Origin of the sequence: Rahnella sp. WP5, assembly GCF_000745615.1 — a bacterium.
In the GTDB taxonomy this organism is placed as follows: domain Bacteria; phylum Pseudomonadota; class Gammaproteobacteria; order Enterobacterales; family Enterobacteriaceae; genus Rahnella; species Rahnella aceris.
This window is the reverse complement of the sequence record NZ_JQJR01000005.1, coordinates 332,764-344,686: the sequence shown is the minus strand read 5'-3', so window position 1 is coordinate 344,686 and position 11,923 is coordinate 332,764. Positions and strand designations below refer to the sequence as shown.

The window sequence follows — 11,923 nt, the reverse complement described above, 5'->3', positions numbered from 1 at the left end:
TTTTTTCCTTGCCGAACAGTGGCACCAAATTGCCCTATTTCAAGTCATCCTATGCTAGGCTCACGAAAACTACTTCGAGGTGCATATGATGACAGATGAAGAAGATTCGCTAATACGGCAGGAAATTGGTGAGGCAGTTATTACCGTACTTGAGGAAGGCAAGGTAGTAAGCGTGGAAACAATCATTACTCAGCTGGAGCAGAAGCAGCAAAAGGTGGTTCATCTGCATCACAAGGATAGGTTTTTGAAAGCTATCGACCTGCTGATAGGTAAATCATAAAAAAGCCCTCAAGAAGAGGGCAAGTGAATCATCACTAAATTTAGTTACATGGGGGAGGTTTATCCCCCAAGAAAGTTTAACATGCCAAATATATAGTAACGTAAAGTGACAAAAAAAGCCCGCGTTAGTAGCGGGCCATCAGTAGGTAATGTCATGGCCTTGGCAGGCTTGCTGATCTTATGTCAGCTAAACCAAGAGTAGTCTTAGTGCAGAAAATTACCAGTTTACAGACCCAAAAAATCCCACCCCAGTGTGCTGCAAATGCAATTATTCAGGATTAAACAGTGTGGAACGGCTATGACAAATACAGCCTGAGTAATATCTCAGATTTATATATCTATTCATGACGCCGAAGAACAAAAAAGCCTACGTTAACTACTGGCTATCAGAAGATAGGTATCCAAACCCTTGGTGAGCATATTGCTCTTTTTTCGGAGGATCATTTCTCAGGCATAATTTGGCACAAATTGTTAATATTTTTAAATTAAAACCACTTTTAACAAGATTCAATAAACCTGAAGATAATATTTTTTGCAGATCACTGAGAGGCTCTCATGGATAATTCCATTACAGTATATGGGGAAGCGTGCAGGTTGATTGGGGAGTGCTGTGTAATGCTTGCGCAGAGTGGGGAAGAAATCAGCCGAAGGCGAGTCGCATTGAGGCTCGAACGTGTTCAAGAATCGGCTATAACGATAACTGGTAAGCCAGATGATGCATTATGCAAGGCTATAGAATACCTGACAGGGTCATAGTTCTTGAGAAAAAAGCCCGCTCCAGGCGGGCGAATTACATCAGAAGTGTCCGGTAATGGACAACACATCACAATCTTAACGTGGGGAACGAGACTTCAATCAGGTAGTTAGTTACATATATTGGGCTGTATTTCGGTTTTAGGCGGTTGAATCAACAAAAAAAGCCCGAAATCGGGCTAAGTGGGTCATCAAATAATTTAGCTATGGAACGATACTTACATTTTTACGATATAGGAAACTGATTATAACGGTAACGTAATATTAGTTATTTAAGTAAAATAACCATGCTTAGTTAGCGCGTGATAACAGATTACAAGCACAAAAATCCTGATCAGTGGTCGGGTTAGATTCCATGTGTAAAAATGTTGCTTTGGTGATAGGCAGACATCAGGAGTTATTGGTTGACCGAAGCATAATTTCCAGCATATTGCGATAAATATCTGCTTTTACAACATCCTTCTCTATTTCCAGTTTTTGAATCAAACCAGCAATGATTTCTTTATTACTAACCCTTTTATGCATTGAAGCGAGTTCGGCAAAGAGCTGAGTGAATGTTTCTTTTTCACTCGGCACTCCTTCATTCATGGCTCGGAAGTAGTCATCGATCTGAACGACAGTATTGTTTTTTTGTTCCATGTTGTTGTCTCGATCAGTTTGTTAAGTTTTAAGAATTCTCCCTAAAAAAAAGCCCGCAGGGGAGCGGGCAAACAAACTACATGTTCTTCAAGGAAATTCATCCGTATCAGTAATTAAACTGACAAACCATTGTACTCTTTACCACATTAAGATTATGGATGGTTTTCAGAATCCCTGAATCAGTGAGTTCAACGTATAAGATCACTAATGTCAGGTAGATTCAGCGGTATTTGATGGGGTTTTTAGCATAGATAGGATTACTGACACAAAAAAACCTGAATCGCCACGGGTTTAACAGACACCTCAGAGTCATTTAATATGGCTTAAAGAGAGGTGCCCATGAGCGGTAAGCGTTATCCCGAAGAGTTTAAAATTGAAGCAGTCAAACAGGTTGTTGATCGTGGTTATTCTGTTTCCAGCGTTGCAACACGTCTCGATATCACCACCCACAGTCTTTACGCCTGGATAAAGAAGTACGGTCCGGATTCTTCCACTCATAAAGAACAGTCAGATGCTCAGGCCGAGATCCGCCGTCTCCAGAAAGAGCTGAAGCGGGTTACCGACGAACGGGACATATTAAAAAAAGCCGCGGCGTACTTCGCAAAGCTGTCCGACTGAGGTACGCCTTTATCCGTGACAACACCCGTTGCTGGCCTGTTCGCCTGCTCTGTCGGGTGCTGAATGTTCATCCCAGTGGCTTTTACGCCTGGCTTCAGCAGCCGCATTCACAACGCCATCAGGCAGACCTGAGACTGACAGGACAGATTAAACAGTTCTGGCTAGAATCGGGATGCGTCTATGGTTATCGCAAGATCCATCTGGATCTGCGGGACAGCGGGCAACAGTGCGGAGTCAACAGAGTCTGGCGACTGATGAAACGTGTCGGGATAAAGGCTCAGGTCGGATACCGGAGCCCGCGGGCACGTAAAGGCGAGGCAAGTATCGTGTCGCCCAACAGGCTCCAGCGATAGTTCAATCCGGATGCTCCGGATGAGCGTTGGGTAACGGACATAACCTATATCAGGACCCACGAAGGCTGGCTGTATCTGGCCGTGGTTGTTGATCTGTTCTCACGCAAAATTATCGGCTGGTCCATGCAATCCCGGATGACAAAGGACATTGTCCTGAACGCACTGCTGATGGCTGTATGGCGGCGTAATCCCCAAAAACAGGTGCTGGTTCATTCGGATCAGGGTAGTCAGTACACAAGCCATGAGTGGCAGTCGTTCCTGAAATCACACGGCCTTGAGGGCAGCATGAGTCGTCGCGGTAACTGCCACGATAATGCGGTTGCAGAAAGCTTTTTTCCAGTTGTTGAAACGCGAACGGATAAAGAAAAAGATCTACGGAACGCGGGAAGAAGCCCGCAGCGATATTTTTGATTACATCGAAATGTTTTATAACAGTAAGCGTCGGCATGGTTCTAGCGATCAGATGTCACCGACAGAATATGAAAACCAGTATTATCAACGGCTCGGAGGTGTCTAGATTATCCGTGGCGATTCAACGATCACTGGCGGTATAAATTTCATTTTCATTTTTGTTGATACTCTGACTTGTGAAAATAAAGAGTCCACATCCCTGTGACACAGCTCCACTATCTGCCAGACACCCATGAACTGACAGATGCTGTTTTTTACTGAAGCTTTAGCCTCTTACCATGGGATATTTCCGTCTATCATCGATGAGAACATTACAAGTAATACGAGAACTATCATTAGTGCTGGCACCAGTAAATATTTCATCGAAACTCCATGTAATGAATCAATCAAAAGACTTTTCATGATGTTAGTAAAAGGCTCATAATAACATCTTAGACCTAATCGGAGTTACCATAAATACTGGGGGAATATCAGGGGGAGGGATGTAGCAAACCGGTCAGTGCATTCAACCACGAGGCCTCTGATCGGTTGCTGTCATGACAGTGAAAGTATAATTTTGTGTGTTTTGGGTGTCAAGATGCGCCGACATCATCATTAATCAGGCTGAAACCAGTCATCTGTACTTTCCCACGTTTCCTGAAGTATTACTTCGATGGCTTCTTTATCGACAGTGCTCCCGCCGATAACGGACAGTCCATCCATGCCAGCCAGTCTGACAGTTGCCTCAGCGCCGGGATAAACACGCTGTAGCCGTTTGTTGAACTCAATGGCTAAAGCAGATAGAGCGCCAGCAGGTAATTTTTTTGTTTTATCTACAGTAATTTCAACACGCATAATCAGCTCCTTAGTCAACCGCCAGCCAGTTACCTGCATCATCAAACATCTATTCCACTATTCCGGCCAGAATAGCTTTTTGTGCTTTGCTGGCATCAGTGTTGATGCTGCTGAGCGTCACCATTGGCTTTACCTTCACGTCAGCATCAGGGAAGGTGTTATGTACACGCTTGGTCAGTTCAGTCAGGATCAGCGCATTGGCATTCGGCACACCGGCCATATTTCTTTTGTTGTACATCAGCTTAACAAGCATAAACTACCTTGCACAAAAAAAAGCCTGGATATACATACAGCAATATTTGTTTTAGTAAAATAAAACCTTTTCTGCAAAACTAAATTTATTCCTCATGAATTCATGGGGATGCGTGGTGGGGTTTATTTACGTAATCAAACTGAAAATCAAGTTAATAATCATATTAAACATATAGTTAATGGACATTTCACTTCCTACGACTTTGGTATGGGTATCACTGCGGGTGCCGCGTATGCCTCATCTGACCGTACAAACGATCAGACGACTTCTGCAGGCGAGAATTTTGCAGGAGGGGATAAAGCTGATGTCTGGACTGTGGGTACAAAATATGACGCAAACAATGTCTATCTCGCTACGATGTATTCCGAAACGCGTAATATGACAATGTTTGGTGAGAGTGGTGTTGCAAACAAAACGCAGAACTTCGAAGTAACCGCACAATATCAGTTTGATTTTGGATTACGTCCTGAAGTGTCTTACCTGCAATCTAAAGGTAAGGATTTGACTGCAGACGGCAGTAATACTTCTGATAACAACGATAAAGATCTGGTTAAATATGTTTCTGTTGGTGCGAGTTATTACTTCAACAAAAATATGTCCACCTACGTTGATTACAAAATTAACCTGCTGGACAACGATGATAATTTCTACGAAACCAACAAAATCTCTACCGATGATATCGTGGGCGTAGGCTTACAATATCAGTTCTAATCTCCGAAACTTCTCATAAAAGAATCTGAGTACCAAAACCCATCTCCGGATGGGTTTTTTTGTGCCCTAAATCGTGGCTTTCTGTGCGTTTAAGAGGTGTCTGCCTTCAATAATGCAACAGTGTTTGTTATATTATTGACCAGATCACGTATAGGGGATTTCCTCTGTGATACGGTGCTTCACCTAAGACTTGGTTTCTCAGGACAATGACATGTTAGATTATCGCTTTCCGACAGCTATGCAGATGGTGTTTTGTATCGCTCAGTCCCAAAAGGCTGGCCAGCGCTGCACCAGTGCGATTTTAGCAACGGGTCTGGAAGCCAACTCCAGTTTTATCCGCAAACTGATGGTGCCACTGACTCAGCATGGCATTATCGTCTCCACACTTGGTCGCACCGGCTCAATTACACTTGGCCGTCCGGCGGAAGAAATCACACTTCGTGATATTTATTGCGCGGTGATTGAAGATAAACGTCTGTGGGCAGCTCGCCCGGACGTGCCCGCCCGCTGTGTGGTCAGCGCCAATGCCTGCACCTATTTCAAAAACATTGTCAGCGAAGCTGAAGAAGCGTCGTTTCAGGTGTTAGCCCGTCATACCGTTGCGGATGCCCTGGCTGAGTTTGAACGCGGTGGCAAATACAAATGTACCAAAGATTTAGCGGCGCAAAACCCAGAAGATTCGCTCTGTTTGAAATAGAGCGCTGATACGCAAGACGCTGCGCACCGCTCTTAATAAAGCATATAAAAAAAAGCCGGGAGATCATTCTCCCGGCTTTTTGCATTCTGTTGATCTTAACGGTTTACACCGTTTGCGTTTCTAAAATGACTTTCTTACGCGTCACCAGCTTGCGCAGTGCGACGTAGAAAACAGGCGTCAGGAACAACCCGAACAACGTCACACCCAGCATACCGGAGAATACGGTAATACCAGTGACACCGCGCACTTCCGCACCCGCGCCGTGCCCCAGAATCAGCGGGATAGTCCCGGCGATAAACGCAATCGAGGTCATGACGATAGGGCGCAGACGCAGACGGCATGCCTCAAGCGCAGATTCGATAATCCCTTTACCTTGCAGTTCAAGCTCGCGGGCGAACTCAACAATCAGAATCGCGTTCTTACATGCCAGTCCCATCAGCACCACCAGTCCGACCTGTACAAACACGTTGTTGTCGCCACCGGTCAGCCACACGCCAAACAGGGCCGATAGCATGGTCATTGGCACAATCAGGATTACCGCCAGCGGCAGCGTCCAGCTCTCATACAGGGCGGCCAGCACCAGAAACGCCAGTAACACGGACATCGGGAATACAATCAGTGCAGCATTGCCTTGTGTTGACTGTTGATAGCTCAGGTCGGTCCATTCGATATTCATGCCGTTCGGTAACAGGTTTTTCGACATTGCAGTCAGCTCGGTCATTGCCTGCGTCGAAGAAAGCACGCGGGGATCAGCGTCACCGATTAAATCTGCTGCCGGATAGCCGTTATAGCGGATCACCGGATCTGGCCCGTAAGTGGTGGTGATATTCAGCATACTGCCGATTGGCACCATTTCACCTTTATCGTTACGGGTACGCAGATTGGCTATGTCTTCCACGGTGTCACGGAACTGGCCATCGGCCTGTGCCATTACTTTCCAGGTACGTCCGAACCGGTTGAAATCATTGATATAGGACGAGCCGAGATACACCTGCAGCGTACTGAACAGTTCGTCCAGCGATACGCCCTGCGCCTTGGCTTTATCACGGTCAATATGCGCGTCCAACTGCGGCACGTTAGCCTGATATGAGGAAATCGGATACCCCATTCCCGGCGTCTGCATGATAGCGCCGGACATGGTGTTAATTGCGGTTTGCAATGCACCGTAACCCAGCCCTGCACGATCCTGTATATACAGAGAATAACCTGATCCCTGACCCAATCCGAGGATCGGCGGCGGCATAATGGAGAAGGCGAACCCTTCCTGGATCTGCGAAATCTTGGCGTTGATTTCCGCATTAATCTCCGCCGCTGTACGGGTACGTTCGCTCAGTGGTTTCAATGCGAAGAACACCGTACCGGTATTCGGCGTATTGGTGAACTGCAATGCGTTCAACCCGGGGAACGCCACCGCATCAATTACGCCATCAGTACTTAACCCCATTGCGCTAATTTTGCGGATCACCGCATCAGTGCGGGATAAGGACGCGCCTTCCGGCATTTTCACGCCCGCGATCAGATACAGTTTATCCTGCGTCGGGATAAAGCCCCCCGGCACGGCTTTGAACATAAAGGCCGCCGCACACAACAGCAGAATGTAAACCACAAATACCGCGCCACGACGCCCAAGTGTTTTAGACACTGCATTCTGATAACGATGTGAACTGGCATTAAAGAACCGGTTGAACGGTCGGAAAATCCAGCCGAACAGGCGGTCGATAAGCCGCGACGGCATGTCTTTCGGTGCACCGTGCGATTTCAGCAGCAATGCCGCAAGAGCAGGGGACAACGTCAGTGAGTTGATGGCCGAGATCACGGTTGAAATGGCGATGGTCACCGCAAACTGCTTATAGAACTGACCCGTCACGCCCGACAAAAACGCCATCGGCACGAACACCGCACACAGCACCAGGGCGATAGCCACTATCGGCCCTGAAACTTCCCGCATCGCCTGGTGCGCAGCGTCCCTTGGCGCGAGTCCCTCCTCGATGTTTCGCTCGACGTTTTCCACCACCACAATGGCATCATCGACCACTATCCCTATCGCCAGCACCAGCCCGAACAGACTGAGTGTATTAAGCGAAAATCCGAGCAAATACAGAATGCTGAATGTCCCGATCACAGATATCGGTACCGCCAGCAAAGGAATGATTGATGCGCGCCAGGTTTGCAGGAACAGAATAACCACCAGCACGACCAGCACGACGGCTTCCAGCAATGTGTGAACTACCGCACTGATGGAATCACGGACAAACACCGTCGGGTCGTACGGCGCACGCCAGGTCATGCCTTCCGGGAACCGGGTTGCCAGTTCATCCATTTTGGCTCGCACCGCGTCTGACAAATCGATCGCATTCGCGCCAGGCGACTGGAAGATACCGATCCCGACTGCATCTTTATTATTAAGTTGCGCGCGCAGGGCATAACTGCCGGACCCCATTTCGATACGCGCCACATCACGAAGACGGACAATTTCGCCATTATCACCGCTTTTCAGGATGATTTTGCCGAACTCATCTTCATCTTTCAGACGACCCTGCGCATTGATGGAAAGCAGATAATCACTGTCTTTCGGCATCGGTTCTGCGCCCAGCTGACCGGCAGACACCTGTACGTTCTGTTCCTGCATTGCCTTCACAATGTCAGAAGCCGTCAGACCCCGCGCCGCGACTTTGTTCGGATCCAGCCACACGCGCATGGCATATTCGCCTGCACCGAAAATCTGGATCTGCCCGACACCCGGCAAACGTGCCAGCTCGTCTTTCACCTTCAGCGTGGCGTAGTTGCTCAGATACAGCGAATCATACTTACCCGAAGGTGACACCAGATGCACCACCAGCGTCAACGTTGGCGATTGTTTCTGCGTGGTCACGCCCTGACGGCGGACATCTTCCGGCAGACGCGCTTCGGCCTGGGCCACACGGTTTTGCACCTGAACCTGTGCCTGATCCGGATCGGTCCCCGGACGGAAAGTGACTGTCGTCACCAGCACGCCGTCAGAACCGGCCACGGATTTCATGTACACCATGTTTTCAACACCGTTGATCGCTTCTTCCAGCGGCGTCGCCACGGTTTCAGCAATCACTTTCGGGTTAGCACCCGGATATTCAGCGCGAACCTGCACGCTTGGCGGTACCACGTTCGGGTATTCGCTGACCGGCAGCAGGGGAATGGCAATCGCCCCGGTGACTAAAATCAGAATCGACAAGACGGCCGCAAAAATCGGCCTGTCGATGAAAAAGCGGGAAAAGTCCATGAGTCAGGATTCTCTTTTATTGAACGGCAGGAGCGGCTGGCGTGACAGTATTAGCCGCCATGCTGACGGTTTTGGCATTGACCGGCATGCCCGGCATAAACACTTTCTGTACACCATCGATGATGACGCGATCGCCTGCTTCAAGGCCTTTCTGCACGATGCGTAAGCCGCCGTATATGCGGCCAATTTCAACATCACGTCGCTGCGCCTTGCCGTCTTTATCCACCACATAAACGAATTTACGATCCTGATCGGTAAGGATGGCTTTATCGTCCACCAGCAGGGCGTTGAACTGTGCGCTGCCTGGCATTTGAACGCGGGCAAACAATCCCGGCGTAAATGTGCGGTCGCGGTTATCCAGCAGAGCACGCATGCGGATCGTGCCTGTGCCGGAGTTCAGCTGATTGTCAGTAAAATCGACGACGCCCTGATGCGGGTAGCCGTTTTCACCCACCAGCCCGACATGAACCGGTAAGCGACTTTGCGGGCTGTCATTGAATTTCCCTTCGCGGGCCTGCGCCTGATAGCGCAGGAACGTCCCTTCATCGACATCGAAATACACGTAGACCGTGTCGAGTGATACCACCGTGGTCAGTACACTGGCACTGTCGCCCGCTGTTACCAGATTGCCGGTCGTGATCATCGCACGGCTGGCGCGACCATCAATCGGGGAGATGACACGGGTGAAATCAAGATTCAACTGTGCCATGTCCAGCTGTGCCTGAGCTGCCAGCACATCTGACTGTGCCTGCGAAGCGGCCGAACGACGTTGCTCCGCAGCTTCTTTCGACACAGCCAGCGAACCGATCAGCGCTTCCGTACGGGCGGATTCACTTCTGGCCAGACTGGCCTGATTGCGCGCACGCACCAGTTCAGCCTGCGCCTGTTCCTGCGCAGCGCGGTAAGTGCGGTCGTCAATGGTGAACAGCACCTGACCCTTTTTCACTTCCTGACCTTCCTGATAATTCACTTTATCGATATAGCCGGACACGCGGGGGCGCAACTGAACACTTTGTACCGCTTCCACACGTCCGTTAAACGCATCCCACTGGCTGATTGGTTTGATTAACACATCTGCCGCGCTGACTTGCGGAGCAGGTGGTGCAGCATTTTGCGCCACGCTGTTGTCACACCCGGCGAGCAGGGCAACCATCAGCGCGACCCCTGAAAGGCGCAACGTCAAAGGCGTACCGCCGGAGCGGCCGCGTACAACAACCTGTGATTTTTGCAGGTTCATCATTATTTTTATTTCCAGTGAGTAAGTACTGCCAGGCAATACACCGGCCTGTCCGCCGGGTAACGTCCTTTGCCTGATCTGACTTTTTTGGGACTTGCGCCGTTCATCAGCACAATAATGTATCAAATACTGATACAATTGATTCGAGGGGATTGTAGGGATGCGCTTACTAAAGTGCAAGAATTACTGTTACACTTTCTGTGCTATTTTACAGAACGTTTACTTCGGGAAAGAGACTATCCGGTAACGGCCAATTAAATGCAATAGTAAAACTTGCATTTAATCGAAAACTGGGTCAACGTATTAAAAGACGAGTCGCCCTCGGGGGGCGCAAACAAAAAAGAAGCAGGAGACTTGCCATGAGAACCGAGGATTTCATTCACGACCTGATCGAGTGGATCGATCACAATCTGGAAGAACGTCTGGATATTAAAACTGTTGCCAAACGGGCAGGGTATTCCCGCTGGTATCTGCAGCGTATGTTTAAAGAGCACACCGGCTTGCCGATGGGTGAATACATTCGTGAGAAAAAACTGAAGAAATCTGCCGATATGCTGGCCAGTAGTGGCGAACCTATTGTCAGCGTTGCGATTTCTCTGGGCTTCGACTCACAGCAATCTTTCACCCGCAGTTTCAAACGCCAGTTTGGTCAGACTCCGGGCGACTGGCGTCGTGGTCTGAATCTGGCAACGGAATGTCAGGGCTGCCTGCACTAACGGTTGCCTCTGCTTAAGCTCTTCGCTTACCTGGTGAGCGTGTACCGCTGGCCCGGCTTCCCTGCCGGGCAGTGAGTTTTTCTCTCCCTCATAAACTTCCCTTTCCTCTCCAGAATTCCTCCGGATGATTAATTTCATCAGGCGCTTTGCTGCGCATTTTTCCTGTTTACAGCGTTCTGTTTCTGGCATTTGCCCGACCCCCTGCGTCAGGACGTGATCAACCCAACAAAAAACGACATCAAAGTTCACATAAATTGAAATGACGTTTCAATTTCTTGAGTTGCGGGAGTTTTATCGCTAAACTCCTTTTATCATTTCGGCGCCGGGCACAGCCCGACAACCAATAGTCCTGCGGAAAAGCGTATTCGCCTCCGTTTTATGCATAAAGGAACCATCATGATTCTGGATAATTTCTCGCTTCAGGGAAAAGTCGCGGTAGTGACCGGTTGCGATACCGGCTTAGGTCAGGGTATGGCAATCGGCCTCGCCGAAGCCGGTTGTGACATTGTTGGGATCAACATTGTCGAGCCCACAGAAACTATCGAACGCGTTGGCGCAACAGGCCGCCGTTTCCTGAGCCTGACGGCTGATCTGAGCGACACGAAAGTCATTCCGGCGCTGCTCGAACGCGCTGTCGCAGAAATGGGACATCTGGATATTCTGGTCAATAACGCCGGGATCATCCGCCGTGAAGATGCCATCGAGTTCAGCGAAAAGAACTGGGATGATGTGATGAACCTGAACATCAAATCCGTGTTCTTCATGTCACAGGCTGTCGCGAAGCAATTCATTGCTCAGGGCACCGGCGGCAAAATCATTAATATCGCGTCGATGCTTTCTTATCAGGGCGGTATCCGCGTGCCTTCTTATACCGCATCGAAAAGCGCCGTCATGGGTGTGACTCGTCTGCTGGCCAATGAATGGGCGAAACACAACATCAACGTGAACGCGATTGCACCGGGTTATATGGCGACCAACAACACCCAGCAACTTCGTGCCGATGAAGCACGCAGCGAAGAGATTCTGGGGCGTATTCCTGCTGGCCGCTGGGGCTTGCCATCTGATCTGATGGGGCCGGTTGTGTTCCTGTCTTCACCGGCTTCCGACTATATCAATGGCTACACGATTGCCGTTGACGGCGGCTGGCTGGCGCGTTAATCACGCTA

The 11,923-nt window shown here is 49.2% G+C and carries 9 protein-coding genes and 2 pseudogenes; 6 read left to right on the top strand and 5 right to left on the bottom strand.

Going from position 1 to position 11,923, the window contains the following annotated elements:
• Positions 1–88 precede the first annotated feature (88 nt).
• The gene (locus EX31_RS01535; RefSeq protein WP_037032982.1) at positions 89–280 is read left to right on the top strand and encodes a hypothetical protein; all 192 of its coding nucleotides are present in this window, start codon (positions 89–91) and stop codon (positions 278–280) included.
• Positions 281–1,422: 1,142 nt separating this feature from the next.
• Here the strand turns inward: EX31_RS01535 and EX31_RS01530 are convergent.
• Entirely contained in the window at positions 1,423–1,671 is a 249-nt protein-coding gene (locus EX31_RS01530; protein WP_037032980.1) for a biofilm development regulator YmgB/AriR family protein, read from the bottom strand.
• Positions 1,672–2,010: 339 nt separating this feature from the next.
• On the opposite strand from EX31_RS01530, the pseudogene EX31_RS01520 reads away from it, so the two are divergent.
• A pseudogene (locus EX31_RS01520) lies at positions 2,011–3,159 on the top strand (IS3 family transposase).
• Positions 3,160–3,647: 488 nt separating this feature from the next.
• Here EX31_RS01520 and EX31_RS01515 read toward each other — a convergent pair.
• Both EX31_RS01515 and EX31_RS01510 read right to left on the bottom strand, forming a co-directional pair.
• Positions 3,648–3,887, bottom strand: coding sequence for a DinI-like family protein (locus tag EX31_RS01515; RefSeq protein ID WP_037033230.1), 240 nt, complete (start codon positions 3,885–3,887; stop codon positions 3,648–3,650).
• A 49-nt stretch (positions 3,888–3,936) separates the two neighbouring features.
• Positions 3,937–4,140, bottom strand: coding sequence for a DinI-like family protein (locus tag EX31_RS01510; protein ID WP_037032978.1), 204 nt, complete (start codon positions 4,138–4,140; stop codon positions 3,937–3,939).
• 105 nt (positions 4,141–4,245) lie between these two features.
• Here EX31_RS01510 and EX31_RS01505 point away from each other — a divergent pair.
• Together EX31_RS01505 and EX31_RS01500 are read left to right on the top strand one after the other, a co-directional pair.
• Positions 4,246–4,851: pseudogene (locus EX31_RS01505) on the top strand (porin); the annotation flags it as partial.
• A 211-nt stretch (positions 4,852–5,062) separates the two neighbouring features.
• Complete coding sequence (locus EX31_RS01500) at positions 5,063–5,548, top strand: RrF2 family transcriptional regulator (protein WP_013577760.1); 486 nt, start codon at positions 5,063–5,065, stop codon at positions 5,546–5,548.
• A gap of 103 nt (positions 5,549–5,651) precedes the next feature.
• Here EX31_RS01500 and EX31_RS01495 read toward each other — a convergent pair whose 3' ends face one another.
• Entirely contained in the window at positions 5,652–8,804 is a 3,153-nt protein-coding gene (locus tag EX31_RS01495; RefSeq protein ID WP_037032977.1) for an efflux RND transporter permease subunit, read from the bottom strand.
• 16 nt (positions 8,805–8,820) lie between these two features.
• Complete coding sequence (locus EX31_RS01490) at positions 8,821–9,957, bottom strand: efflux RND transporter periplasmic adaptor subunit (RefSeq protein ID WP_223509661.1); 1,137 nt, start codon at positions 9,955–9,957, stop codon at positions 8,821–8,823.
• 443 nt (positions 9,958–10,400) lie between these two features.
• Here EX31_RS01490 and EX31_RS01485 point away from each other — a divergent pair, with 443 nt between their 5' ends.
• Positions 10,401–10,757 (top strand): helix-turn-helix domain-containing protein, encoded by a 357-nt coding sequence (locus EX31_RS01485; RefSeq protein WP_013577757.1) that lies wholly within the window; start codon positions 10,401–10,403, stop codon positions 10,755–10,757.
• A gap of 396 nt (positions 10,758–11,153) precedes the next feature.
• A complete protein-coding gene (kduD, locus tag EX31_RS01480; RefSeq protein ID WP_013577755.1) occupies positions 11,154–11,915 on the top strand; it encodes a 2-dehydro-3-deoxy-D-gluconate 5-dehydrogenase KduD in 762 nt (253 codons plus the stop codon).
• Positions 11,916–11,923: the final 8 nt, after the last annotated feature.

What these genes read in the sequence shown, in the direction of transcription:
- EX31_RS01510 (WP_037032978.1), bottom strand. Translation starts at nt 4,140, where the DNA reads ATGCTTGTTAAGCTGATGTACAACAAAAGAAATATGGCCGGTGTGCCG.
- EX31_RS01535 (WP_037032982.1), top strand. Translation starts at nt 89, where the DNA reads ATGACAGATGAAGAAGATTCGCTAATACGGCAGGAAATTGGTGAGGCA.
- EX31_RS01500 (WP_013577760.1), top strand. Translation starts at nt 5,063, where the DNA reads ATGTTAGATTATCGCTTTCCGACAGCTATGCAGATGGTGTTTTGTATC.
- EX31_RS01515 (WP_037033230.1), bottom strand. Translation starts at nt 3,887, where the DNA reads ATGCGTGTTGAAATTACTGTAGATAAAACAAAAAAATTACCTGCTGGC.
- EX31_RS01495 (WP_037032977.1), bottom strand. Translation starts at nt 8,804, where the DNA reads ATGGACTTTTCCCGCTTTTTCATCGACAGGCCGATTTTTGCGGCCGTC.
- EX31_RS01490 (WP_223509661.1), bottom strand. Translation starts at nt 9,957, where the DNA reads ATGGTTGCCCTGCTCGCCGGGTGTGACAACAGCGTGGCGCAAAATGCT.
- EX31_RS01485 (WP_013577757.1), top strand. Translation starts at nt 10,401, where the DNA reads ATGAGAACCGAGGATTTCATTCACGACCTGATCGAGTGGATCGATCAC.
- kduD (WP_013577755.1), top strand. Translation starts at nt 11,154, where the DNA reads ATGATTCTGGATAATTTCTCGCTTCAGGGAAAAGTCGCGGTAGTGACC.
- EX31_RS01530 (WP_037032980.1), bottom strand. Translation starts at nt 1,671, where the DNA reads ATGGAACAAAAAAACAATACTGTCGTTCAGATCGATGACTACTTCCGA.